At 29.1% G+C, this 26675-nt stretch carries 21 protein-coding genes and 1 pseudogene; 3 read left to right on the top strand and 19 right to left on the bottom strand.

The genetic code is table 11. From position 1 onward, the window contains the following. Positions 1-2: 2 nt before the first annotated feature. The 12 genes from IR152_RS10140 to adhE form a co-directional block, all read right to left on the bottom strand. Positions 3-1376, bottom strand: coding sequence for a V-type ATP synthase subunit B (locus tag IR152_RS10140; protein WP_107595665.1), 1374 nt, complete (start codon positions 1374-1376; stop codon positions 3-5). Further along, positions 1373-3151 carry a V-type ATP synthase subunit A gene (locus IR152_RS10135; protein WP_227451732.1) on the bottom strand — a complete coding sequence of 593 codons (1779 nt, stop codon included), beginning with the start codon at positions 3149-3151 and terminating at the stop codon, positions 1373-1375. Before IR152_RS10135 ends, IR152_RS10140 begins: the two co-directional genes overlap by 4 nt. Before the next feature lie 116 nt (positions 3152-3267). Then, complete coding sequence (locus IR152_RS10130; protein WP_009893746.1) at positions 3268-3585, bottom strand: V-type ATP synthase subunit F; 318 nt, start codon at positions 3583-3585, stop codon at positions 3268-3270. After that, the gene (locus tag IR152_RS10125) at positions 3578-4555 is read right to left on the bottom strand and encodes a V-type ATP synthase subunit C (RefSeq protein WP_227451731.1); all 978 of its coding nucleotides are present in this window, start codon (positions 4553-4555) and stop codon (positions 3578-3580) included. The genes IR152_RS10130 and IR152_RS10125 overlap by 8 nt, the downstream gene beginning before the upstream one ends. Positions 4556-4569: 14 nt before the next feature. Further along, on the bottom strand, positions 4570-5133 hold the full coding sequence (locus tag IR152_RS10120; RefSeq protein WP_227451730.1) for a V-type ATP synthase subunit E: 564 nt from the start codon (positions 5131-5133) through the stop codon (positions 4570-4572). Between the two features lie 51 nt (positions 5134-5184). Then, positions 5185-5676, bottom strand: a complete 492-nt coding sequence (locus IR152_RS10115) for a V-type ATP synthase subunit K (RefSeq protein ID WP_227451729.1) — start codon at positions 5674-5676, stop codon at positions 5185-5187. Between the two features lie 2 nt (positions 5677-5678). After that, positions 5679-7604: a V-type ATP synthase subunit I gene (locus IR152_RS10110; RefSeq protein WP_227451728.1), complete on the bottom strand. Its 1926-nt coding sequence runs from the start codon at positions 7602-7604 to the stop codon at positions 5679-5681. A gap of 1 nt (position 7605) precedes the next feature. Continuing rightward, on the bottom strand, positions 7606-7917 hold the full coding sequence (locus tag IR152_RS10105) for a hypothetical protein (RefSeq protein WP_227451727.1): 312 nt from the start codon (positions 7915-7917) through the stop codon (positions 7606-7608). Between the two features lie 496 nt (positions 7918-8413). Further along, positions 8414-8566, bottom strand: a complete 153-nt coding sequence (locus IR152_RS10100) for a hypothetical protein (protein WP_227451726.1) — start codon at positions 8564-8566, stop codon at positions 8414-8416. Between the two features lie 92 nt (positions 8567-8658). After that, the gene (locus IR152_RS10095) at positions 8659-10068 is read right to left on the bottom strand and encodes a L,D-transpeptidase family protein (RefSeq protein ID WP_227451725.1); all 1410 of its coding nucleotides are present in this window, start codon (positions 10066-10068) and stop codon (positions 8659-8661) included. Between the two features lie 377 nt (positions 10069-10445). Further along, positions 10446-11108 carry a B3/4 domain-containing protein gene (locus tag IR152_RS10090; RefSeq protein ID WP_227451724.1) on the bottom strand — a complete coding sequence of 221 codons (663 nt, stop codon included), beginning with the start codon at positions 11106-11108 and terminating at the stop codon, positions 10446-10448. Positions 11109-11452: 344 nt separating this feature from the next. Beyond that, the gene (gene adhE / locus IR152_RS10085; RefSeq protein WP_227451723.1) at positions 11453-14107 is read right to left on the bottom strand and encodes a bifunctional acetaldehyde-CoA/alcohol dehydrogenase; all 2655 of its coding nucleotides are present in this window, start codon (positions 14105-14107) and stop codon (positions 11453-11455) included. Between the two features lie 395 nt (positions 14108-14502). On the opposite strand from adhE, the gene IR152_RS10080 reads away from it, so the two are divergent. After that, a complete protein-coding gene (locus tag IR152_RS10080) occupies positions 14503-14691 on the top strand; it encodes a hypothetical protein (protein ID WP_227451722.1) in 189 nt (62 codons plus the stop codon). A 119-nt stretch (positions 14692-14810) separates the two neighbouring features. Here IR152_RS10080 and IR152_RS10075 read toward each other — a convergent pair whose 3' ends face one another. The 3 genes from IR152_RS10075 to IR152_RS10065 form a co-directional block, all read right to left on the bottom strand. After that, a complete protein-coding gene (locus IR152_RS10075; protein ID WP_227451721.1) occupies positions 14811-15401 on the bottom strand; it encodes a dipicolinate synthase subunit B in 591 nt (196 codons plus the stop codon). Between the two features lie 2 nt (positions 15402-15403). Continuing rightward, the gene (dpsA, locus tag IR152_RS10070; RefSeq protein WP_227451720.1) at positions 15404-16279 is read right to left on the bottom strand and encodes a dipicolinate synthase subunit DpsA; all 876 of its coding nucleotides are present in this window, start codon (positions 16277-16279) and stop codon (positions 15404-15406) included. A 315-nt stretch (positions 16280-16594) separates the two neighbouring features. Further along, positions 16595-17140 carry a biotin transporter BioY gene (locus tag IR152_RS10065; RefSeq protein ID WP_227451719.1) on the bottom strand — a complete coding sequence of 182 codons (546 nt, stop codon included), beginning with the start codon at positions 17138-17140 and terminating at the stop codon, positions 16595-16597. A 294-nt stretch (positions 17141-17434) separates the two neighbouring features. Here IR152_RS10065 and IR152_RS10060 point away from each other — a divergent pair, with 294 nt between their 5' ends. Beyond that, a complete protein-coding gene (locus tag IR152_RS10060; protein ID WP_227451718.1) occupies positions 17435-18214 on the top strand; it encodes a hypothetical protein in 780 nt (259 codons plus the stop codon). 156 nt (positions 18215-18370) lie between these two features. Here IR152_RS10060 and IR152_RS10055 read toward each other — a convergent pair whose 3' ends face one another. Continuing rightward, positions 18371-19888, bottom strand: a complete 1518-nt coding sequence (locus IR152_RS10055) for a glycosyltransferase family 39 protein (protein WP_227451717.1) — start codon at positions 19886-19888, stop codon at positions 18371-18373. Between the two features lie 142 nt (positions 19889-20030). Between IR152_RS10055 and IR152_RS20440 the strand changes: the two genes are divergently transcribed. After that, positions 20031-20264, top strand: a complete 234-nt coding sequence (locus tag IR152_RS20440; RefSeq protein ID WP_413927267.1) for a ThiS-like ubiquitin domain-containing protein — start codon at positions 20031-20033, stop codon at positions 20262-20264. 95 nt (positions 20265-20359) lie between these two features. On the opposite strand, the pseudogene IR152_RS20435 reads toward IR152_RS20440, so the two are convergent. The 3 genes and pseudogenes from IR152_RS20435 to IR152_RS10035 all read right to left on the bottom strand — a co-directional run. Then, positions 20360-20872 (bottom strand): annotated as a pseudogene (locus tag IR152_RS20435) (glycosyltransferase); the annotation flags it as partial. Between the two features lie 61 nt (positions 20873-20933). After that, positions 20934-22727 carry an O-antigen ligase family protein gene (locus IR152_RS10040; RefSeq protein ID WP_227451716.1) on the bottom strand — a complete coding sequence of 598 codons (1794 nt, stop codon included), beginning with the start codon at positions 22725-22727 and terminating at the stop codon, positions 20934-20936. A 79-nt stretch (positions 22728-22806) separates the two neighbouring features. Next, on the bottom strand, positions 22807-26610 hold the full coding sequence (locus IR152_RS10035; RefSeq protein WP_227451715.1) for a cell wall-binding repeat-containing protein: 3804 nt from the start codon (positions 26608-26610) through the stop codon (positions 22807-22809). Positions 26611-26675 lie beyond the last annotated feature (65 nt).

Here is a 26675-nt window from a genome sequence, read left to right as displayed (position 1 = left end):
TATCACTCCTTAGGCATATATTTTTCAAAATATTCATCACGAATACGTTTAAGTTCACTTTTTGGTAACATACTAAGAAGCTTCCATCCGATTTCTAATGTCTGCTCAATAGTTCTGTCAGTTCTAAATCCCTGTGAAACATATTCTTTCTCAAATTCATCTGCAAACTTAGCATACATTAAATCAATCTCAGAAAGTGCAGATTCACCAAGTATTGCCATAAGCTCTTTTGCATCCTTACCTCTTGAATAAGCTGCGAAAAGCTGGTTCATTGTATCTGCATGGTCTTCACGAGTCTTACCTTTACCAATACCCTTATCTTTTAGACGAGAAAGTGATGGTAAAACATCTATAGGAGGCTGTATATCTTTTTTATAAAGCTCACGGCTAAGTATAATTTGTCCCTCTGTAATGTATCCTGTAAGGTCAGGAATTGGATGTGTCTTATCATCCTCAGGCATTGTAAGTATTGGAATCATAGTTATAGACCCTTCATGCCCTTTCATTTTACCTGCTCTTTCATACATTGTAGCGAGGTCAGTATAAAGATATCCTGGATATCCACGACGTCCTGGAACTTCTTTTTTAGCTGCTGAAACTTCACGCAATGCCTCTGCATAGTTTGTAATATCCGTTATTATAACAAGTACATGCATATCTTGCTCAAAGGCAAGGTATTCTGCTGCTGTAAGTGCCATTCTAGGTGTAGATACACGCTCTACAGCTGGGTCATTTGCAAGGTTTACAAATACTACAGAACGGTCGATTGCACCAGTTGCTTTAAAGTCACTTATAAAGAATTCAGCATCCTCAAAAGTTATACCAACTGCAGCAAATACAACGGCAAACTTAGAATCAGTTCCACGTACTTTTGCCTGTCTTGCAATCTGAACTGCAAGATTTGCATGTGGCAAACCAGACCCTGAGAATATAGGAAGTTTTTGCCCTCTAACCAGTGTATTAAGCCCATCTATAGCAGAGACACCAGTTTGTATAAATTCGGCTGGATAGTCACGTGCTGCTGGATTTATTGGAGCTCCATTTATATCAAGTCTTTTATCTGGTATAATTTCTGGACCTCCATCAATAGGTTTACCCATTCCACTAAAAACACGCCCTAGTATATCTGGTGAAACTCCAAAGTCAAGACTCTTTCCTAAAAAACGAACTTTACTTTCAGCAAGGTTTATACCTGTTGAACTTTCAAAAAGTTGAACAAGTGCAGTATCTCCATTTACCTCTAGAACTTTACAACGACGAATCTCTCCATTTGAAAGTTCAATCTCTCCAAGTTCGTCAAATTTTACACCTTCTACGCCGTTTATTAGCATAAGAGGACCGGCTACCTCTTGTATTGACTTATATTCCTTTATCATAGTTCTTCAGCCCCCCTCTTTTTAATAAGGTCTGCAAGCTCGTTGTCTATTTCATCTTCAATTGAATCGTAAGCTGCATCTATATTGTCTTCTTCTACATACTTAGCACGACCAATCTTTTCAAGAACTGAAAGCTTGATAATATCGTTTATAGTAACATTTTGCTTGATAGCATCTTGTGCTGACTTATAGAATTTTAATATAAGCCCCATCATTCTATATTGTTTATGAAGTGATGTGTAAGTATCAACTTCATGGAAAGAGTTTTGATGAAGGAAGTCCTCTCTTATCGAACGAGTAACTTCTAATATCAATCTATCCCCATCTGAAAGTGAGTCAACACCAACCAATTGAACTATTTCTTGAAGTTCAGATTCAACTTGTAAAAGTTTCATAGCTTGAGCTCTTTGAGCTGAGAAATTATCATTTACATTTTTATCTGCCCATATATCAACTTTTTCCTGATAGAGTGAATAACTTGTCAACCAGTTAATTGCTGGGAAGTGACGCTTATATGCTAAAGATGCATCAAGACCCCAGAATACTTTTACTATACGAAGTGTTGCTTGGCTGACAGGTTCTGATGTATCACCACCAGGAGGAGAAACTGCACCAATTGCTGTAAGTGTTCCTTCTCTCTCATCCATACCTAGACAATTTACCTTTCCTGCTCTCTCATAGAATTGAGCAAGACGTGAACCTAAGTATGCAGGATAACCTTCTTCACCAGGCATCTCCTCTAAACGACCACTCATCTCTCTAAGAGCTTCAGCCCATCTTGATGTAGAGTCTGCCATAAGTGCAACGCTATATCCCATATCTCTAAAATATTCAGCTATTGTAATACCAGTATATATAGAAGCCTCACGTGCAGCAACTGGCATATCTGATGTATTGGCTATAAGCACAGTTCTTTGCATAAGTGACTCGCCTGTTCTCGGGTCTTTTAATTCAGGGAATTCAAGAAGAACATCCGTCATTTCATTTCCACGCTCGCCACATCCTATATATACAACTATATCTGCATCTGCCCATTTAGCAAGCTGATGCTGTGTAACAGTTTTTCCACTTCCAAAAGGTCCCGGTATAGCTGCCACCCCACCTTTTGTAATTGGGAAAAATGTATCTATAACTCTTTGACCTGTAACAAGAAGTGAATCTGGTGTTTTCTTTTCTCTATATGGTCTTTCTTTTCTAACTGGCCATTTTTGCATCATAGTTACAGGTATGTCATTACCTTTTTCATCTGTAATAACACAAACTGTATCTTCAACAGTAAATTCACCAGAATATATTTCTTTTATAGTACCTTTAACTCCATAAGGAACCATAATCTTACATTCCACTACAGCTGTTTCTTGAACTCCACCAATTATATCACCTGCTACAACTTTATCACCAACAGATTTTTTAGGTTTAAATTCCCACTTAACTTCCCTATCAAGTGAAGATACTTCAACACCTTTAGTTATATTAGTACCTGAAATATCATACATTTTTTCAAGTGGACGTTGAATACCATCATAAATAGTTGAAATAAGACCTGGTCCAAGTTCAACACTCATAGGCATTCCAAGAGAAACTACTTCTTCACCTGGTCCTAGACCAGAAGTTTCCTCATAAACCTGTATAGAAGCTTTATCTCCATGCATTTCTATAATCTCGCCTATAAGATGTTTATCTGAAACTCTTACGACGTCAAACATATTCGCATCTCTCATGCCCTCCGCTACAACAAGCGGTCCTGACACCTTTACAATTGTGCCTGTTTTCATATTCTCTCACCTGCAATCATATACTTTATCAAAATTTAAATATTCCCTCCTATATTTTATCAATACGTATCTTTAGCACTAATAAAATTTGAGATTGTCTTTTATTCAACTTTCATCTATTCTTTAAATAATATATCTGCACCTATAGCACGTTTACTAGATTCTCTTACTTCATTCATACCTAATCCCATACTTCCTCCAATACCTGGAATAACTATAATGGCGGGAAGTTGGTAGTCTTTGTATTTTGCTATTGATTCTTTTGCAAGCAATGATGCCTGTTCTGTAATATAAATTATCGCATATTCATCTTCAACCAACTTATGTATACTTTTTTTAATTTCGTCACTATCATAGGCTGGGAAGATATCTATTCCAAGAGCTAAAAATCCCATGATGCTATCTTTATCTCCAACTACTCCTACCTTATACATAAGCATCCCTTAGCCTTTCTTTTATAGTATCTGCGTCTATATTATTAAGCTTACTAGTCAAAATAATTCTAATTGTCTTTATTTCTGATTCTTTAGCATATAAATATGCAATTAGTGGTTCTAATGTAAGAGGCTTAAATTTTGCTTCTCTAACATATTCCATAAGATAATCATCACAAAGTTTTTCAAAGACAGTAAAACCACTATCCATGCCATTTTTGCAGACATCAGAGTAAGAAGTAGATTTAAAACATGATGCTGGAGTGTCTGAGGAAAAAGCTTCTAAGAATTTTTCCTTATTAAGTGAACCACCTGAAACAAACACGTTCATAAACATATCAAAATCTTTCTTCATATTTTTGACTCTTATAAAACTCTTTAGATTTGTTAAATCACAAACTTTCATAACATAATCTATTACAAATTTGTTTTGACTTTCTTTAGCAGTCTCTTTCATACTAGAAAAAGTTGCTTTATCTAGAACAATATCAACCATCTGACCATTTTGTGTCTTGCTATAAACATCAAATGCGTCTAATATAGCTGATGTCATTATCTTAGGTAAATCACTAAAACTACGATTTGCTAAAGATTCTCTAAGCTTAATAAGAGGAATTGTACCTCCATCAATCAAATATTTTTCACCATCTACACCAGAAATTTCTTCTTTAATCAGCACTTTTAAGTTGTGATAATCATTTTTATAAAGAAATACATCAACAAATTTTTCTTCAGGAGCTAGACTTTTAAGAATTTCATATGTCTTTGACAATTCTTGAGTCAAAATATTCTCAAAATTATGTATATCATTATTTGATGTATCAGCATAACCTGACTCAGCTATAATTCTTAAAGAGTCTTCAGGGCTTTTGGCTTCTGCCATTTGAATAAACATTTGTCTGTTAAGAAGCTGTTTTTCAAGCACTCTTATTCGTGCCACGGCATAGGGATAAGTTTTTTCTTCTGCCATTTTTTAACCCCTCCTTAATTAAACAAAATTTCTGCTGCAATTTGCTCAATATATTCATGTTCTACTGCAATTATGGCTTCAAATGAATAATTATACTCAATGTCACCTTTTTTAACTATGAAACCTCCAGTAATATCTCTGGTTTCATCAGACACTTTAATGCCTTTTTTTGATAGCACATCTTTTAATGTTTTTTTATCTTTTTTAGATAATACTATCTCTGAATCATCTGTGCAATTTGATTTTTCAATCATATTTAGTATAATCTCTTCATATTCATTATCTTTAAGATTTAAAAGTTTGTTTTTAGCTTCTAAGATTACTTCTTCTAAAATCTCTTGTTTTTTTGATAATATTTGTTTTTTAGCCTCCATATAAGCTCCTGATATTTCCTTAGAAGCCGCTTTTTCTGCTTCTGCTTCTGCAAGCTTTGTATAGGAAGCCATTTCCTTTTCAGCTTTTTCATTAGCTGAATTTATTTTTGAATCTGCCTCACTTTTAGCTTTATCCAATATTTCTTGTGCTTCTTGTTTGGCATCAGCTATAATTCTGTCAATCATTTTTTGTTCATTACCCATAGGAGTGCTTCCTCCTTTTCATTTTTTTTACTTATGAATTATAATCTATAATTAACCAACTGCAATTCCATTGTAAGCTAAGAAAGAAACAAGTAGTCCTAAAAGAGCATATGTTTCAACTATTGCTGCAAATGTTATAGCTTTACCAAGTTCTTCAGGTCTTTTTGCAACTATTCCAACCCCTGCTGCTGCTGCTTTACCTTGTGCTATACCTGATACTAAACCAACTAAACCAATTGGAAGTCCTGCCATAAGAAGTTGTAAACCTTGAGCTGATGTTGGTATTACATCTCCACCAATAATTCCTGCTTTTGATAATATAAGGAAAGCTATGATAAATCCATATAGACCTTGTGTACCTGGAAGAAGTTGTAAAACTAGAAGTTGACCAAATTTACTAGGGTCTTCTGTTACAACACCTGCTGCGGCTTGACCTGCTATTGAAGTACCTTTAGCAGAACCCATACCTGCAAATAATGCTGCTATAGCAGCTCCTGATATTGCCAAAAATTGACCATTTCCTAACGCGTTTAAAAATTCCATATTTACATCTCCTTTTTATTAATGCTTGTATATTTTGTTTTATACTTAAACGGAACAAAAGGAACTCCTCCGCCTTCATAAAACTTGTTGAAAAATTCTACATACTGTAATCTACTTGTATGAACATATGCACCTAGTGCATTTATAAGAAGGTTTATTGTGTGTCCCACAACACCAATTACAACTGCAAAGATTGGACCAGCTATAGCCCCTAAAAGATTGATAACCTGCCCTATAACTCCTGTTGTTAAACAAAGTGCCATAATTCTTGTATAAGATAATATATCAGCAAAATAGCTTGTTATACCATAAAGACTTGAAAACCCTTTGAAAAGCTTAACAGGAACGCCTTTAAAGCTTCTTCCTTGAGTAAGTACAAGACCTATAGCACCTATAATTGCTAAATATTTTCCTACTTCAGAAAATACACCTATATCCCCTGCAACAAAAGGTATTATAAGTAGACATACACCTGTTATACATAAATACCAAAAACCTATGTCAAAAATTGCATCTATTACCTTTCCATCCCTTATTAATGTATATGCTTTTATTCCCAGACCTACATATATATGGATAATACCGAACAGTAACGACATTCCCATAAGTACCATAACATCCTCTAAAGGATTGATTAATGCTTTTATAGGAATTAAATCCCCCAAAATACCCCCGAATATAAGACCCCATATAGTAGTTGAAACTCCACACATACCAATAAGTTTAATTAAATTTCCTTCACCTTTTTGCATCTTGGCTTTGTATACAACAAATCCACATATTAGTGCAATTATTATCCCATATGCAGCATCACTTAGCATCATTCCAAAGAATACAACATAAAAGAAAGTCATAATTGCATTTGGGTCAATATCCTTTGTGCTTGGACAGCTGTACATGTTCGTTACACTTTCAAAAGGTGTTACAAGTTTATTGTTTTCAAGCAGAATTGGGAAGCCTTCTTCTTTACTTCCTTCCTCGGTCTGAACACAACAATCAAATTTTTCTGTAATTTCTTTAATTAGCTCGTCTGCCTTTTTGCTTGGTAACCAACCATTAAGACAGAATGTTGTTTTTGTTTTTACAAGCCTCTCTATAATCTTTTTCTGGTCTCTTTCTATAGTGTAAAAATCATATAGATTCTCAAGCATGTGTATACTATCTGCATGTCTTTTAATTTCTTCTTCCTTGCTTTTAGAAACGTTTTCCTGTGTAATTACCATTTCATTATATTTATTGATAGCTTGTAATGGTGTACCTTCTTCATTTGGTAATGAAACTACTGAAAAATTAAATTCTTTTAAAACTTCTAAAACGTCATCAAAAGTTTCTTTTAAAGTAATTAAATAAACATAGCTCATTAACTTGTCGGAATTGATAATCCCAAGAACACTTTCTGGTATTTCATCTTCTAATTTTACTCTTAAAGCATCAATATTTACACTTATAGGTACAGTTCCAAGTATAGTTTTTGTATACTTAGTTTCCATATTTTCAAGAGGAATATCAAAGTTTACCCATGGTTCTAACATACTTTTATTGTTGTTAAGTAGGTTTATGTTAGACCTTATTGTACCTATCTCCTTATGTAGATTGTTTAACTCCAAAGCTTCAGCATAAATTTGCTCTTCTTTTTCATTATCAATTCTGTTAAACTCTCTTTTTGGTGCAAACAGGGCTTTCTTTTGTTTCACTAGTGAAGAAACAATATTAATTGCTTGATTTACATGAGACATCTTCTGCTCTAGCATTATAACTTCAGATTCTTCACTATCTTTTACAAGATAATTTTTTAATTCCTCCTCCTCAGTAAGAAAGGTACTATCATCAATCTGAACAAACCCACGGTTCATAAGTAGCTTTAAAATCTGGCTTTTTTGAGCTTCTAAGCCAACAATAGATATTTTGTTCATATTAACTATTGCCATATTATCTCACTACCTTTCCAATAACCGCTTCAATCGCCTTGATTTTTCTTTCTTCAGCAGTTTTTTCAATTTTCAGACATTCACTTCTGGCATCAGCTAAGATTTTATCAACCTCTGCTCTACTGTCGGTGACTGCCTTCTCAACAAGAGTTTCTTCCATAAGCTTTGCTTGTTTTTTTACATCAGCAAATATGCTTTCACATTTGTTTACAGCATCAGCTCTGATAGACTCTGCATCAGTAACAGCTTTTACTTTGATACTGTCTGCTGTCTGCTCTGCCTCAACAATGCTTTTTATTATTTCAAAAGCCATCCAAATCACCTCTCTTACCTTTTTACTATGTATATAACCAATTAGATTTTTTATTCTAATTAGATTACTACCTCATTGTTAAAGTATAAACAGCATTTTTATATAATAATTAATATTTTTCAACGTTTATTTCTTAATAAAACATATTTTAGAATAGTACTTTCCTAGATTTACATCCTTTTTCGACTTACTTTTAGACTATGACATGAGTATGATTTTTAAATACCATTATTTTCAATAATTATAATTTAAAGCGATATAGTTTGTCAATAGCGTTATTTTGTTTTAAAATTAACGCTATGTCGACATTTTAAATTTTTACTTTAATTTTTTTTAAATTTTAATTTTATTTATTACATATAAAAGTTTTTTATATTCTTTTTCAACCTCAAAACCTTGAAACTTATTGTTTTTTTTGAATTTTTAGAAATATCTCTCACTATTTCATCTAACTTTTATAAATCATCAATCTGTATCGATTTTTGTCACCTTATTTTTAATCTAATTTTTTTATATAATAACCTCTAGATGTAACAGACTTACAATATAAACCCATAACATCACGTTGTTCTATTGGTTTTATAAGTTCTTTTCTAAACTTATCATCATTCTTAGCTTCTTCTAAAATCTTAGTTAATTTTTCATTCATTATATATTTCTCCTCTTAAATAATCTTTATATAAAAAGGAAGCCATCCTAAATAAACTAAGATGACTTCACTTAACGGTTGCAGTAGATTTACTAGTATAAAATAACTGGTGTACCTGGTTCTATGTTTTCATATATCTTCTTTGCTTTAGAAAAAGGTGTATTTACACATCCATGCGAACCTGAAGACCTATATATACCTCCACCAAAAGAATTTCTCCAAGTAGCATCATGAATTCCTATATTTCCATTAAATGGAAGCCAATAACTTACAGGTGAGCTGTAACCTTGACCAGTTAATGAAACATTTCTAGCTTTATAATTAAGAGGGTATATACCTGATGGCGTAGCAAATCCTCTAGCTAAATCACCTGTTACAACGTCTGTTGATACAAGCATTTCTCCATTTTTAAAGAACCACATATGTTGGTTAGAAAGACTAATCTCTACATATGTATTTCCAATATCATCTCTATTACGAGATACAGCTTTTTGTATGTAAATAGGTTCTCTTGTAACATTTTTACCAGCTTTTACAATATCAACCAATGCTTTAGCTTCTTTATTTTTGTCTATCAACCAACCATAAATTCCACCTGAAATTGTAATATCTCTACCTGTCGCAGTTTTAAATGGTCTTGAATCTCCAAAAGTACTGTATTTTTTACTTAGCCCTCTTACATATTCAACCATTGCATCATTATCAAAGCTTATCTCATAATTCTTTTCTGAGTCTACTTTTAACCATTCATTAATGTAAACACCATCTAAAGTTTCCTTACGGTCACTAAAATCATACGTAACAACTACACCTACATACTTATCTAGTGTCTTTATAGCTTCTTTTAACTTTTCTGAATCCTTTGTATTGTTTGGTGCTTCATACACTTTACTTTCATCTAAAGAAATAGAAGTATTACCAGAATTAATTGAGTTTTGTACTAACTTATAAAAATCATCTTTTTTCACTTTGTTTCCAAGTACCTCTGGTACTATGACATAAGCGTTTTTAATGCTATCATACTTAGGATAAGCACTCTTAGGTTCTACAATATTTTTACTATCAAAGCAAGATAGAGCATTAAATCTTTTTTCTAGTAAATCTTTATTATATGAAAGAGTTATCATATTATTATACTCTTTAGACTTAAAGATTCCACCAATCCATCCAAAAGCACTCTGACTATCTTTTATCTTTTGGACTTTATCATCTGGTATAAACTTTAAATCTATATCTTCTGCTTTTATTTGTTCTTTTTTATTGTTTCTTTCCTCTAAATTTAAAGTATAGGAACTAGTACTAGATGCTAACAAATCATTTACTTGCTCAACTGTTTTTCCTGAGACCTTTACGCCATTAATAGTCGTTCCAAAGTAAAAATGATTTCTAAAAAAGATTGCCATTCCTATATAAGCTACAACCAAAACACCTACTGCTATAGCTATCTTAACTTTTAGATTTTTTTGTCCACTTTCTTGTTTTACCTCTTTTCCATCAATCATAATTAAATCCTTCCTTACATTATAATTACCTACGTACTTTATTTGTTTTTAAACAAAACCATGTATGCCTTCTTATTTCATATACCCAAATTACTGTATTATTATTTATATTTTTAAATATATAGTTATTTTCATAAAACTATTTTGTCTTTTAGACAAAATAATTATTGTAAATCACTCCTTTCAAAATCCCTTAAATACAATCTCTACTATATTAATATATTACCATACTTTTAATAATCGTGGGTGTATCTATCTATTTTTGTAACACTAAACTATTCTTTTCAAAAAAGAAACTAATTTTTCGTTAGTTTCTTTTTATTAACTTATTTTTTTAACATTGTATTTTAGCTTAACATAACGTTGTTATATACATTCTATTTAATTATTTTAGTTTCTATATCTTTTCCACCTGCATATTCTCTAAGCAATTCCTTAGCATATTCAAAATATTCTTCAATATCAGACTCTTGACTAAAAGAAAATATACAAATTAATATTTCATTTGCATCTTCTGTTATCATTGCTCTCTCAGAATCACTAGTTGGACTCCCAAATTTACCCACTGAATCAGACAATATAGGAAGATTTTCTATATTTATTAATTCTTTCCCAATACCCTTATACTGCTCTCCTTCATCTCCTACAGTAAAACATACTGGTGAATGTAATTTACTTACATTATATGTACCTACTGGATATAATGATTTTATTGATATTAGATTATTTATTTCTACTATATTATTTATTGTGTAAAGACCCTTACCTTGAATAATTCTTCTAACCAATGCTTCTGAAGATGTTCTATATCTACTTGGATTTTTGCCAAGTTCTTTATAAGCATTTCTTGCATCTTTGATTTTATCTAGTTTTGTAATATCTTCAACTTTTAAACTTTGATTTAGAATATCACAAAACTCATTTATCTCATCAATTAATTTTTCTGAGCTTTTATTTACTGCTACTTTTGCTTGAATACAACCCAACTTAGCATTAGGCCATCTTTCCTTAAGTTTTTCATCAATACTTACATCTATCATACTTAAACAACTCCCATACACTAAATTTTATTAAAGTTTTTATCATCTATACATTATAGTACTATTATTTTGTTAATAACATGTTTATTAGGAAAATAATTTATTTTTAATATAATTTTTGTAAAATACAATTATTTTTAATTTATACATAGACAATACATAGCTAAAATTCAAAAAACACTAATTATTTAGCGTAAAACATTCTTTAATTATTATAATAACACTATCTAATTGACTTTTAAATTAAAGAATAAAAACTATTCCTTTTTCCAATTAAAAAAACCTTATACATAAAATTAATTTTTATGCATAAGGTTTCTTAATTTATTCATTTTATAGTAAATTTATCTTCCATAATATGAATTCAAATACATGTCTTTTATTTCATTCATAAGAGGATATCTTGGATTTGCTCCTGTACATTGGTCATCAAATGCCTGAATTACCATTTCATCTATTGAGTCCATAAACTTAGATTCTTCAACACCAAAGTCTTTTATAGTTTTAGGAATACCCACTTTTTGTTTTAAATCTTCAATGGCTACCAATAAACTTTGGAACTTCTCTTCATCAGAGTTTCCTTTTAACCCTAAGAATGAAGCTATTTCAGCATATCTCTTTAATGCTTCTGGATATTTATATTGAGAGAATGCTCCCATTTTCTTTGGTGCATCTGAAGAATTAAATTTCATAACCTCTGTTATCAAAAGAGCATTTGCAACACCATGTGGTACATGGTGGAAAGCACCTAATTTATGAGCCATAGAATGACAAACACCCAAAAATGCATTTGCAAAAGCCATACCTGCCATTGTAGAAGCATTTGCCATTTTTTCTCTAGCTTCTGGGTCTTTTGCTCCATTATCATATGCACGTGGAAGATACTCAAATATACTCTTAATAGCTTGTAGTGCTATACCATTTGTATAATCAGTTGCAAGCATAGATACATATGCTTCTAATGCATGAGTTAAAGCATCTATACCAGAAGCAGAAGTTAAGCTTTTTGGCATATTCATCATCATATCAGAATCAACTATGGCCATATTTGGCATCAGTTCATAATCAGCTAATGGATATTTTACACCTGTATCTTGGTCAGTTATAACAGCAAATGGTGTTACTTCTGAACCAGTACCTGCTGATGTTGGTATTGCTACAAAATTAGCTTTTTCACCCATTTTAGGGAATGTATACACCCTTTTTCTTATATCCATAAATCTCATAGCTAAGTCTTGGAAATCTACATCTGGATGCTCATACAATGTCCACATTATCTTTCCTGCATCCATTGCACTTCCTCCACCTATAGATATTATTACATCTGGATTAAATTCTCTCATAGCTTTAGCACCTATCTTGGCACATTCCAAAGTTGGGTCTGGCTCTACTTTAAAGAATGTAGTATGTTTAATATTCATTTCATCTAATAAGTCAGTAACTGCTTTAGTATACCCATTATTGTAAAGGAATGTATCTGTTACAATAAAAGCTCTCTTTTTATTCATTACATCCTTAAGTTCTTTTAATGCTACTCCTAAACAACCCTTTTTGAAATAAACTTTTTCTGGTGCTCTAAACCAAAGCATATTTTCTCTCCTCTCAGCTACTGTCTTAATATTAAGTAAATGCTTAACTCCTACATTTTCAGATACTGAATTTCCACCCCAAGACCCACATCCTAAAGTAAGAGAAGGAGCTAGTTTAAAATTATATAAATCACCTATACCGCCTTGAGAAGAAGGAGTATTAATTAAAATTCTGCAAGTTTTCATAGCTGAAGTAAATTTAGCAAGTTTTTCTCTTTGATTTACATCATCAATATATAATGAAGATGTATGCCCAAATCCCCCATCTTCAACTAACTTTTCTGCTTTTCTAACTGCATCATCAAAATCATTTGCTCTGTACATTGCAAGTACTGGTGAAAGTTTCTCGTGAGCAAAAGCCTCTTCTAATTCAACTGATTCTACTTCACCTATTAAAACTTTAGCATCTACTGGAACTTCAAAACCTGCAAGTTTTGCTATTGTACAAGCTGTTTGTCCAACTATTTTAGAATTTAATCCACCATTTACTAAAATTATATTTCTTATTTTTTCTGTTTCATCTTTATCTAATAAATAAGCTCCACGCTCTTTAAATTCTTTTTTAACTTCATTATATACATTTTCTAATACTATAACTGATTGTTCAGAAGCACATATCATACCATTATCAAAAGTCTTAGATACAAGAATTGAGTTTACAGCAGTTTTTATATCTGCACTATCATCAATTATTGCTGGCGTATTACCTGCACCAACTCCAATAGCTGGTTTTCCAGATGAATATGCTGATTTAACCATTCCAGGTCCCCCTGTAGCAAGAGTTAAATCCACTTCTTTCATAACAGTTGTAGTTAATTCTAAAGATGGCTCATCTATCCATCCTATTATACCTTCAGGAGCTCCAGCTAAAACAGCAGCCTCAAGAACTACTTTTGCAGCTTCTATAGTAGAATTCTTTGCTCTTGGATGTGGAGAGAAAATTATTCCATTTCTAGTTTTAAGTGCCAAGAGTGCTTTAAATATAGCAGTAGAAGTTGGATTAGTTGTAGGTACAACAGCTGCAATAACACCTATTGGTTCAGCAATTTTAGTCATACCAAATGCATCGTCTTTCTCTATTACACCACAAGTTTTAGTTTCTTTATATGCATTATATATATACTCTGAAGCATAATGATTCTTTATGACTTTATCTTCAGCAATTCCCATACCAGTTTCTTTTTGTGCCATTATAGCTAGAGGAACTCTTTGCTTGTTAGCTGCTAAAGATGCTGCTAAAAAAATCTTATCTACTTGCTCTTGAGTATATGTGGCAAATATTTTTTGTGCCTCTCTAATTTTTGCTAATTTTTTAACTAAAGTTTCAACATTATTTACAACATCTACACTAATTGACATAACTTCATCTCCCTTTATATTCTCTATTATATCCTGTTCTTTATTGTCCATTTTAGCAACCTCCTAGAATAGTATTTCCATTTATATGTTAATTTATTAACAGTATAACATCTTATTTTCCTATTTTCAAGTTATTTTTTTAACATTTTATTTTTATTTAATATAAACTTGCTTATCTCGCCAATACCCTACTTTATGAATCTTTACTTTCATTGTATATTACTTTATTTTTTATGCAGATTATAGAAAAATTAATCTCAAAACTTAATGATAACGTTATTATTTTAACATAAATATTTTGCATTTTTCTTATAAATAAAAATATATACTGATAATTTTTTTAATATAGTATAATTAAACATATGCATTCACAATTCTTATATAATACGAAATAATATATAGCTAATACAGTATAAATAAACTTAAAGTTCATAGGAAAAATCCGTATGAAAAAATCAAAAGTAATCAGTATTTTATATTTAATTATAAGTACAATTTCAGCTATTGGAGGTATTGCAGTAGTAACTTATTATGTAGATAATTTATTTATTAGAGGAATATCAGTATTTATCTTGAGTATGTCTGCTTGTTTTGTATCAAGTACAGTGAACTTAATACTTAAAGAAGCAAAGTAATATAAATTCCAATTTATAAATTAGATTAAGTAAATAATTTTGATATATTATAGATTAAAGTCCAGCAAATAATATTGCTGGACTTTGTTAATATTACATACATATATCACATTACTAATCTATTGATGTGGGCTATTTATAACAGGTTGTAATTGCTTATTTTCTAGAGCAAGTTCTATAGTTGGAACTATTAATTCAGTATGTGCAATCATAGAATTAGGCTTTGCTTTACAGTTATCTTGACCAAAAGGTACAAAATATATGTTTTTAGAATTAAGGAGAATACCAATATTTTTAAAATTAAAACTTAGAGCATCATTAGTTGATATTGATATTACCAGTGGTTTATCATTACGAAGATGACCTTTTGCTGCCATTAATACTGGTGAATCTGTAATACCATTCGCTAATTTTGCAGCAGTATTTCCAGTACAAGGAGCTATTATTATAATATCAGCAATTCCTTTAGGTCCAAATGGCTCTGCCTCTTCAATCGTAACTATAGGTTTATTTCCTGTAAGTTCATATGCTTTTTTCATAAACTCTTCAGAATTTCCAAATCTACAATCGATATTTTGTGATACATCTGAAAATATAGTGTGTACATTTGCTCCTTCTTTAACCAAATTCTCTAACTCTATAAATATTTTATCATAAGTGCAAAACGAACCAGTAAATCCTACTCCAATTGTAAGTCCTTTAAGTCTCATTTCTAATCCCTTCTTTCATTTATAATATTTTCTATAGCGTTAACAAGAATTTCACCAGATGTTTTTGGTGAGTATTTACCAGGAAGCCCAGGACAAAGAGTCGCATTAATACCTATATCTTTCGTAACAGAATAATCCACCCCACCAGGAGAAGAAGCTATATCGATAATCACTACTTCTTGTGATACTTTTTCCAGTCTTTCTTTTGTTAAAATACATTCTGGTATGGTATTAAAAATATAATCAAACTGTAAAAGTTTCTCATCAAGTTTATTCAAGGAAATACTAGAGTATCCAAATGCATTAGCCGTACTTCTTGCACCATTATTTCTTGCACCAACACATACTTTTGCATCTAAAGAGTATAATTTTTTGGCAAGTATCTGTGCACACCTTCCAAAACCTAATACTAAGCAATTACTTTGATGTATATTTATTATACTTCTTTTAATAGCTTCTGCTATAGCTCCTTCAGCTGTAGCAACTGCATTTAAAATAGCAACATCATTCATTTTCATAAAATCATAAATCTGAATAGAGTGTTGCTCGCAAAATTTACAAACCTTAGTTGATATGTTTCCTCCAAATAATATTTGATTAGGAGATAAATTAATTAGCAAGTTATCAATAGTAGCATCCAGACAACCACCAGTATTTTCAATGTTAACTTGATTCTTTGTAAATGGAATTGGACATAAAATAATGGAACTTTTGGATAGTGCTTCAGCTAGTGAAGTTGCTTTTCCAACGATTCCATTTACAATTTCATTTGATATTCCATAAGTAACTACAGAATATCCTTTATTAATTAGTTTTTTTACCATGTACACTTGTCGCAGGTCTCCCCCGATAACAGTTATATCGTATTGATTTGACATATTGTAAGCCTCCTTTACTATATACAATATGTTTTTATCAATACATTGGTTCACTAAAATTACTAAATATTATACTTATAACATTTTTAATAATGCTAATCTATCTATTTTTTCAGAAGAGGTATATGGAAATGAGCTTAAAAAGATAACTTTTCTTGGTATTTCATTTTTTATTAAGTTCTCTCTCATTTTAATTAATAAATCTTTCTTTGTAATTCAGGTTGAACAAATTGAAAAATTCCATTTTTTAGACCTATATGACTTCTAAGTCCTCCTAATATAAAAACCTCATCCATAGATTACATCCTTCCTTTATCATATATTTCTTCTTAGTACATTATTCAGTTTAGTACCTAAAAAAGATGCAATAACTGATTTTATTGTATCTCCAATTAAAAATGGAACTACAGCTGCAAAAAGTGCTGCTTCTACTGTCATTTGATTAAAATAACACATAAATACTGTTCCCATAAAATATATAATAGGCATGCCAATAAAAATTGTTATTAGTATATATCTTTTAATATCATTATTTCGTCCTTTTAATAAACTAATAATTAGTGCTGCAAACAAAAATCCAAAATAAAAACCACCTGTTGGGCTTAACAATTTTCCAATCCCAGATGTACCTCCACCAAATACTGGTATTCCAATTAAACCTATCATTATATACACACCAACTGTACTAAATGCTTGTCTTGGTGTTAAAATCAAAGCTATTAAATTTATCATTATTGTCTGTGCTGTTACTCCCGCTGGAGTAAATGGTAATGGTATATATATGTAAGATGATATACACAATAATGCTACACATATTGACATTTTAGTTAAATCTTGAATATTTACTTTAGTTCTTTTCATTTTTATAATTCCCTTCATACATCTTATTCAATTTAGTTTATATGTACATATACAAAGTCTCTATTAAAGCTTTGTTTTAGTATAAAATAAAGATGTTTTTTTGTCAACCTATACAATTATATAAGTTTACATTTAATTTGTAAGTAAGCTCTATATTGTAGCTCTATACTTTAATGGTTATTTATAAAACTTTACTTAAAAACAGCTATATTTAGTCTATACTTGTAAATTATAATATGATATATTTTTATATGAGATTTTATTTTATATAAAAAACAATAAGGAAGTGATGATATGAAGGTCAATGAAAATAATTTAAATAATATAGATGAAGAGTTAGATGAACTTAGTAAGAAAGTTTATTTAGAATCACCAGATTTTTGGATAAGCATTTCTGACAAAATAATAGATAAAGTATTTGATGAAATGTTATTATTTTTTGCAGTTAAATATAACTATTTCAATATATTATCCTTTGCTATTGAAAACAATTATATAGATTTAAACATGCCATCAAAAAATAAAGAATACCCTAATATAATGAGCCATTTTTTAGATACGGCAAAACAGAATGAAGATAAAAAAATTTATAATTATCTTCTAAGCTTAAATAAAGATAACACTCTAGATGAAAGTTCTACTTCAGATGACTTGAATTACAATACTAGTGGTGATACTTTTGAAAAAAAAGATGTATATATTCCAAAGTACTTGTGTCCAAGCTGTAATTCTAATATATTTGATACAGGTTATAAAGTATCAAATGACATAACTTATAAATTTTCTTCTCAAGAATCTGAACCTATTGAAATATCTAATGAAGTTTCCTCTATCAGATGCTACAATTGTGATAGATTCTTAGAAGGTATTACACCTGACAAATTATATAACCTATGTAAAATTCAAAATTGTAATAATTGTGGCTCTAATTTAACTAAAGTAGGAATCATTGCAAAGAAAAAAATGGACTTTGATGAGAATAGTGAAGAATTTAAATATGTCTCAACATCTTACTGTTGTGGAAATTGTGACACTGAAATAAATTTATCTCAAAAAGAACATTTTAAGATTTAAAAATTCATTTTTAGTGTAACGTTATAAAGTATTTAAATAGAATTATAAATAAATTTTTCGAATATATGAATAGACTTCTTTTATATCTAAAAATTGCTATACAACTTGATAATAACGAGCACGTTATATAGCAATTTTTTATTAATATTTAATTTATTAATTTTTAAGCAATCCATTAAAGTAACTTTTAATTTTATTTGCTGATTTTTCTAACACTTCTAAAATATAATCTAATCCAAAAAACGCACTTAATATTAAAATAGGTAGATAACACAATAAATATCTAGACCTAGTCTCCCAGATGATTAAAAACAAAAATACTCCAAATATGCATATGTTAAGGGAACTTGTAAATTCTTTTGGATATTTATAAAATCTTATACTTGATACGACAATCATAATTAAAATAAGTATATGTGAAAACTGACTTACACTCACAAATACACCATTCTTTTTTCCTACAACATGTTCATAAAAAATACTCCCTTTAAATACAGCTTCTCTACTAAGCTTGCTCAAAGAATAGTATGTTCCATCACCCCATGTAAAAGATATTTTATTCTTTAAAAATCTAAGATATCCTTCCACTCCATAGCTTTTTAATCTTTGTTTTATAATTTTAATATTAGCTTTCTTAGTGCCTTCTTTTCCGTTTAAAGAACGTTGCTTTAATGAAAATTGAACATCTTCATGAGAAAAACTCCCATATGGTTTTTCTAGTCCCATCATCATCCAATGTGTGTATGGTAATCCAGCTTCTTTATATGTCACAGGTATAAAGTAAGTTACCATATATTGAAAAAACATCGTCCCTATTATAAAAGGAATTATTATTAGTGATATACACTTTATTGAAGGTTTAATTTTATTTAAAAAAAACAAATATATCACTATGGCTATTAAAGATATTATAACATTTGTTTTCAATGCAGTCCCTACACATGCTAATATGCCAATATAAATTAAATATCTAAACCTTACCTTACTTTTACTATTTATATAGTTATATAAGAATAAAAACATTGTAATTGGAAAAAACATTGTAATTGTATCAGTATATACAATTTGCGAATAAGCATAAAAAGGAGTTATCAACAAGGCAAATACACTAAATAGTGTTTCTTTACATATCCCAAACACTTTCTTTATAAACTTAGATAATATTAGTATTGATATATTTATCATAAATATGTTTAGTAAAGTTCCAAAAGTATAAAAAGTATGTATATTATCTGTATACATACCTATAAATTTATACATACATGATAATAATAATGTTATTGCGATATTATTGGGATATGATACATAAAAATATTCTCCTAATGGCTTATTATATAGAGCAAGTTCTATTGCAGATTGATTTACACTTCTAAAATCCCAAGTAGGATTAACATGAAGAAAGACAGCAAAAATAATCTGTAAAACTAAAATCCCTATAAAACAATTTCTTCTTATTTTTTTTAATTTTTTATCTTCTAAATTATTAAAAAATTTATTTAAAGTATATAATAAAAATAATAATACTAATATTCCAATAATAATTATAAATGGATTCATGTTATAAAATAAATTTACATTATCAAACAATATAATTTTTATTATACATATGAAACTAAAAATAAATATTGATGTAAATAAAAATAATAGTATTTCCTTAAAGTTTAATTTACTCATCATATCTCCTTAATATCTTCGGCAAAACTATTTGTTATTTATAAATTTATCTATTATAAATCTTGGTCTATTCTTAGTTTCCATATATATTTTACCAATGTATTCTCCAACTAAACCTATACAAAACACTTGAAATCCTCCAATAGCCCATATTGAAAATACAATAATTATCCACATATCAACATGTTTTTTTAGGAAATACTGCACAAGTAAATACACTAATATTATTAAACTAGCTAAAAAAATCAAAATACCAGTTGACATTATCATTCTTAATGGCTTTATACTAAAAGAAGTTATACCTTCAAATGCAAATGACAACATCTTTTTTATTGTATATTTTGACTCACCAGCAAGTCTTTCTTTTCTTTCATAAAAAACAAAGCTGGATTTATATCCTATAAGAGGAATTATTCCTCTTAAGAACAAATTTACCTCTCTAAATTGTGAAAGTGATTCTATAGTACGTTTGCTTAAAAGCCTATAATCCGCATGATTATACACTATATTTGAACCTAATAAACTCATTAATTTATAAAACAATTTAGCCGAATTCCTCTTAAATAAAGTATCCTTTTTTCTGCTTTTACGCACTCCATATATAATATCACAACCATCATAAAATTTTTGTATAAATTCATCTAATATATCTATATCATCTTGCAAATCTGCATCTATAGAAATTGTAGCATCACAAAATTCTTTTGTTTGCAGTAAACCTGCTAATATAGCATTCTGATGACCCCTGTTACAAGAAAGTTTAATACCACAAAAAACAGATTTATTTTTACTTAATTCTTCTATAATACACCATGTATTATCTTTACTCCCATCATCTATAAATACAATCTTACTTTTTTCACTAATTATCTTATCATTTATTAATGAATTGATTTTGATTTCTAGTCTATTTGATGTTTCTTTTAAAACATCTTCCTCATTATAGCAAGGTATTATAAAATATATAATTTTCAAGCTAATCATACCCCTTTACAAGTTGATAAAATGACCTAATTTATTAAAGGATACCCTATATTTGCATAGTTTACTGAATTTCTTTATCAATATTGCTTTCTATGATATAATTTATCCTTACACCAATACCCATAAGAATATAGAATATAGGTGAAATAAATACAACACTATCATTAAAAAATCCAGAAATCAGGAAACCAATAATCCCCATCAATATTGCACATCCAATTATATGATAAAAATCATTATTTCTAGATTTTGTATATATTTTAAAGCTTTTTCCTATGTATAAAGTTGTTATCCCTAAAAATGCAAACAACGATATAATACCTGTACCTTGGGCAATCTGAATATACATATTGTGTGGCTTATCCACAATCATGTTAGTAGTATCGTATGCTTTATACAAACCTACATAATCATATTGTGGAAATACTGCTACAAATGTATCTGGCCCATATCCAAATAAAGGTTTTTCTAAAATAATAGGTAAAGCTCTTGACCATATGTATATTCTTGATGTAAGAAGCTCTTCTTTTCCATCTCCCCACCAATATTTTACTTCTTTAGGTTCAATTATTCTACCACCATGAGTTATATATTTAAATACATCATTTTCAGTTGTTAATCTTATATGTATATCTTCATCTACATCGACTTTTATTATATTTTTACCACTTTCTTTTAATCGTACAAACTCAATAATTGTATCTTTATACTCATTTTCTAGAAATTCCCATGACTTTAACTGATTATCAAATTTAAGACTTAGCAGATTATTATTCTCATCTCTAAAAAATAACTGCTGATTGTTTGATTCTATATTTAAAACCTTACCTTTGAAATTTATTTCTGCTAAATTGTCTTTAAGTTTTATATCTTCAAGTTTCGATTTTTCTTTTCCAACATTTACTTCATAGATAAATTCATTTAAGGCACTGCTTGTCTTAGTATAGATTAATCCTTTGGATAAAAAATCAAAAACTCCTAAAACTACAATCAAACAAGAAAGCACTAAAAAGCCTTTTTTATATTCTTCCATTATTTTTTTTCTTAATATTAGAATTAAAATTAAAAATGTAGCCACTACTGAAATGAATCCAGCAGCTGAATCTGATGCCACCAGTACAAATAAATTTAATACTGATATAGGTATAAATATTTTTCTATATTTTTTTGATAAAATTGATATTGTTATCATTATTGGAAGTATAAGCGCAAAGTAACTGCCTAAATAGTTTGAATTACTCAATGTTGAATACACCTTAGCATTATCAGCATTTGAAAATACTATTTTGCCAGCTAAATATTGATGTTCTTTAGGTATTAAACTTTTCTGTATATTGAAATTTTGAAATATATCATGATTGTAATATTGAAATACAGCTATTATTGATATCACTAGTGAAGATGTAATCAATACTATAAATATACTTTTTATTTTATCTTTATTATCAAACATATTAATACTCATAAATAATAGTAATAAGTACACAATTAATGCTATCATGCCTTCGTATCTAAAAACAAACCCATTAATCGCCATATCTTTATACTCTGATAATATAACTGAAATTATTATACAAATTATATAAATTAAAATAAATTTATATATTGGTATGTCTTTTACAAGTTTTTGTTTTTTAATAAATAACATTAATATAGACATTATTGTCATAATAATAGTGAATATAAACTTATAGTATGCAAAAAGATCTATTTCAGCATTTTTTCCATTCCAATTTAAGAATATATTTTCACTTAAAATATCAATTTTCCCATATGAAATCAATGGCATTATCCCTAATATCAATAATAATGGTATTACACCTATAATTTTGGTTATATATTTATCTTTATTCAATTTCATCCCTCACATAAATAAGTGCTATCTAATATAAAAATTTACTTTCTATTTTAAGATAGCACTTTTAATTCAAATTTTATTTTTTAATCTTGCTAACTTGTTGATTTTTAAAATTATCTGTAGCCGTTTTTAATTCTATACTAGCATTGTTTAACTCTTCCTGAGTTATGTTCTCTTTTTTCAATATTGAATCTATTTTATCTATTACCTTTTCATATGTTTCTTTAGATTCAGGAGTAGCATTTACATTGTCTGGACCCAGTACATTTAGGATATATCTAGCATAATTTACTTGGCTTTCTAATTGTTCTTTAGATACTTTTAATACTAAAGGAATGTCTAGTATCTCATCACTTTTATTTCCATAAATATCGGATACTCTCACCTTAAATTTCTCTTTTCCTGCATTAGGTGTAGTTACAGTTATATACAAGATAGGAGTTGAATTATAATTACTATTCTTAACTAAAGAATCTTCTGGCACCTCTGATTCGTTTATTAAATTCATATTTAAATTATAACCTTGGGGAGGAGTGCTCCTGGATACTATTCCAGAACTTCCTATACGAAAATAAGCTTTGTCATCTATAGTTATGGTATTAATACCAAATTTACCAGAATTCTTAATTGCAATTCCTGATACACCATTAATTTTAATTTGCTCAATTTCAGGCTTATCAATAACACCACTATCACCTATTTTAGTTTTTTCAACTATGACATTTCCCCCTTGTTCTACTTTTATCCTTCCATTAACTTCTAAATTTTTAATTGTTAATGTTTTTCCTGACGCTATAATTAAAGTCTGCCCTTCTTTAATATTCAATTCATCATATGATTTAACATTTATATCTTCCGATATAAGTAAAGTATTATGTAATTTTAATTTATTATTTAATTCTTGCTCATTTATAGCTTTTTCAGGAACTACTAAACTCTTAAAATCATTTATTGCAACATCAAGTTCCTCTATTTCTTGATTTATTTTACTTTGAGGAATATTATTTTCCTTATTATCTACCATTTTTTGAGCTTCATTAATTTTACTTTTATAGACACTCTTTGACCCTTGTGGATACTGACCAGTTTCAGTACCTTCTTCAGATTTGTCATGTAAAAGATTACATTCCTTTATCTTATCTATTAACTTACTCTTATCAGCATTTATAGTTGGACCTTTTTCTAAAACAATCCCATTAAGTATATAATCAGCATAAGAACCACAAATTACAGTTACACTACAATTTTCAATAATTTCTTTAGAAGTAATTTTAACTTTTGTAACTAAATCAGTATTCTCAATTTCTTTAACTTCAATCCCGTCAGGACCATGGTATCCACTTGATGTTGAATATACTCCATTTTCATCTTTTTCAAGAAATTTCCATCTATCTACAATAATGCTATCAATAGATGTATTAGCAACATTCTTTATTTCTATTGCAGAATTATTATCAACAGTATCAAGTTTAAGTTTAGGCTCATATAATACACCAAATTTGCTTAATTTAACATTATCCTCTTTACTAACTTTTCCTTCCCCAGTTATTTTACCATTAAGATTCAAATTTATATCATCTATTCCAAGTATCATATCTTTTGGTATTATCAAATTTGTACCTTCTCCAATAGTTAAATCTTTTGTAACATTGATACTATTTTTTAAAGTTACTTCTCGAGTCCCAATGGATAATGCATTTTCTAGTTCTTCCATAGTTGATACTGACGCTTTATTAGGACCTATCTTAAATATAATTTCATCTTTAAAATCTTTACCTGATAAATCTTTTATATCCACATTTTCAAACCTTATAAAATAGGTTCCAAAATCTTCTATAGCTTTATCTTTAATCCTAAAATAATACTTAGTGCCATGATGATAGCTACTTCCTATAAGGTCTTTTTGCAACACAAGCTTTTCATTTTCTTTTTTATAAACTTTAAAGTTACCAAATAGATGCCATACATCTGACTCTTGATTAGTGCCTTTTTTATATAATTTAACAATTCTAGGGAATTTTGCTTCTACATATATATTATCTTTATTATAATAATTATATTTTGCTGCTATACTTGATACTTCACTTTTAGGAGCTTCTACAATACTTAAACATATCTCTCTAGACAAATCTTTATAATTTGGTGCACTAATATTAAGAGTATATTTTAAATTTTCAACTAAAGGTTTACTCAATACCAAAGTATACGAATTTCCACTTATAATTGAATCAACATTACCATCGTATCCATTTCCTGTAATACTAAACTTAATAGAATCTATATTTGGCATTTCTAATTTTATTTTTTCTGAGTTTACGATTTGGATAGAATTAATTTTTATTTCACGTTGCCCTGTATCATCAGGAGCTGTTCCGTCTATAGTCGGCTTATGACTTCCATCCACAGTATCAATAGTACCATTATTTTGTATCTTAACATTTTCAGCATTAGAAGTTACTTTATTAATCTTACCATCATTTTTTATTTGTAAATTCTTAACTGCATTAATAATTTCAATATTCTCTATCTTTCCTTGACTTTTGTTTACAATTCTAGAACCATTATTATCTTTTACTATCAAAGATTTTATAGTTCCACTATTATTAAAAGTGCTATATTTTATATCTTCAATAACCACCTTATCTATTGTTCCATTATTATTTACATCGCCATTAGGTATATCTATAGTAACAGTACAATTATATGTACCCTTCATATTTATAGTTATACTTTTTGTTGTAGACATTATAAAATCTGATGTTATACTTGAAGAGGCATTAAAGTTTATAGTATCATTATTTTTACTATTTGTAATAGCATTTTTCAATTCTAAAATATTTTTTGCCTCAATAGTTCTATTTTGTTCCTTACTATTATTACTAGAACTTCCATTACTATCTTCTTGATATTTCTTCAATTCAGAAATAACAGAACTATTTACTATACCTCCAACTTGAGTTATACTATCAAATTTTTTACCTTTTAATATATCTTTTTGTTTAGAATTCAACTTATCACCAGATATTACAATTGGAGATGAGTTTTTGTTAGCCAGTACTCCTACCACTAGTGCATCTATTAAGTCTTCTTGATTTCTCATGCCGTTTCTAGCCACATATACATTTTTTAAATTTTTTGCTGGATAGAATTTTTCTATAATCTTGGCATTAGTTTCATCTCTGTCTTGACCGCCTATTCTTTCTGAATTAGGCAGACTATTTTTTGTATTTTCAGATATCACATTTGTATTTCCTATAACATATGTTTTCCTTATATCTTTACTTTTTATAAAATTATTAGCTTTTTTAGTTCCTTTTGTTAAATCATCAGCTAACAATATAGGCATATTTTTTTCTGCTGCTATAGCAGCTATACTCACTGCATCAGGAAGTCCATTGTATCCACTTACAACAGCAATCTCAGATATATTTTTCTTTTTATCCATTTTATTTGCTATTTTTAAAGCAGTTTCAAATCTATCACTACCATTTATTACCTCATACTCTAGCCCTTTAGCTTTTATTTTGTCTATAACTTTTTGTGATACAGAATTAAGACCTCCAATTATATAAACTTTTTTAGCTTTCAGCCTATTTATTTCATCTTCAGTCTGTTTTGTCAGATAATGTTTTGATGTCAAAAGAATTGGAGCATTTTCTCTACTCGCAAAAGGAGTTGCAGATAATGCATCTACCATAGAATAATCATTTACTAACACAACACTATTAGAAGTGTCACCTATTTTTTTGCTAACTTTTATTGCTGTTTCATACCTGTTATTTCCAGACAACTTTTCTTCACTAAGTGCATATGTAGGCATTGAACTAGATACCATAAAAATAACAATTAATGATGATATTACTTTCTTAAACCTTTTCATATTATCCCCCCTCAGATAATTTTTTAATTCTTCTGATAACATCCTCAGTTTAAATTTAACTTATA

The sequence above is a fragment of the Clostridioides sp. ES-S-0108-01 genome, assembly GCF_020662285.1.
Taxonomy (GTDB): domain Bacteria; phylum Bacillota; class Clostridia; order Peptostreptococcales; family Peptostreptococcaceae; genus Clostridioides.
Note: the sequence above shows the minus strand (reverse complement) of the source record. Positions and strands in the feature narration are given on the sequence as shown.

Bases quoted from the DNA above. Each gene is read 5' to 3' on its own strand.
- IR152_RS10140 (WP_107595665.1), bottom strand. From the start codon at position 1,376: ATGATAAAGGAATATAAGTCAATACAAGAGGTAGCCGGTCCTCTTATG.
- IR152_RS10135 (WP_227451732.1), bottom strand. From the start codon at position 3,151: ATGAAAACAGGCACAATTGTAAAGGTGTCAGGACCGCTTGTTGTAGCG.
- IR152_RS10130 (WP_009893746.1), bottom strand. From the start codon at position 3,585: ATGTATAAGGTAGGAGTAGTTGGAGATAAAGATAGCATCATGGGATTT.
- IR152_RS10125 (WP_227451731.1), bottom strand. From the start codon at position 4,555: ATGGCAGAAGAAAAAACTTATCCCTATGCCGTGGCACGAATAAGAGTG.
- IR152_RS10120 (WP_227451730.1), bottom strand. From the start codon at position 5,133: ATGGGTAATGAACAAAAAATGATTGACAGAATTATAGCTGATGCCAAA.
- IR152_RS10115 (WP_227451729.1), bottom strand. From the start codon at position 5,676: ATGGAATTTTTAAACGCGTTAGGAAATGGTCAATTTTTGGCAATATCA.
- IR152_RS10110 (WP_227451728.1), bottom strand. From the start codon at position 7,604: ATGGCAATAGTTAATATGAACAAAATATCTATTGTTGGCTTAGAAGCT.
- IR152_RS10105 (WP_227451727.1), bottom strand. From the start codon at position 7,917: ATGGCTTTTGAAATAATAAAAAGCATTGTTGAGGCAGAGCAGACAGCA.
- IR152_RS10100 (WP_227451726.1), bottom strand. From the start codon at position 8,566: ATGAATGAAAAATTAACTAAGATTTTAGAAGAAGCTAAGAATGATGAT.
- IR152_RS10095 (WP_227451725.1), bottom strand. From the start codon at position 10,068: ATGATTGATGGAAAAGAGGTAAAACAAGAAAGTGGACAAAAAAATCTA.
- IR152_RS10090 (WP_227451724.1), bottom strand. From the start codon at position 11,108: ATGATAGATGTAAGTATTGATGAAAAACTTAAGGAAAGATGGCCTAAT.
- adhE (WP_227451723.1), bottom strand. From the start codon at position 14,107: ATGGACAATAAAGAACAGGATATAATAGAGAATATAAAGGGAGATGAA.
- IR152_RS10080 (WP_227451722.1), top strand. From the start codon at position 14,503: ATGAAAAAATCAAAAGTAATCAGTATTTTATATTTAATTATAAGTACA.
- IR152_RS10075 (WP_227451721.1), bottom strand. From the start codon at position 15,401: ATGAGACTTAAAGGACTTACAATTGGAGTAGGATTTACTGGTTCGTTT.
- dpsA (WP_227451720.1), bottom strand. From the start codon at position 16,279: ATGTCAAATCAATACGATATAACTGTTATCGGGGGAGACCTGCGACAA.
- IR152_RS10065 (WP_227451719.1), bottom strand. From the start codon at position 17,140: ATGAAAAGAACTAAAGTAAATATTCAAGATTTAACTAAAATGTCAATA.
- IR152_RS10060 (WP_227451718.1), top strand. From the start codon at position 17,435: ATGAAGGTCAATGAAAATAATTTAAATAATATAGATGAAGAGTTAGAT.
- IR152_RS10055 (WP_227451717.1), bottom strand. From the start codon at position 19,888: ATGAGTAAATTAAACTTTAAGGAAATACTATTATTTTTATTTACATCA.
- IR152_RS10035 (WP_227451715.1), bottom strand. From the start codon at position 26,610: ATGAAAAGGTTTAAGAAAGTAATATCATCATTAATTGTTATTTTTATG.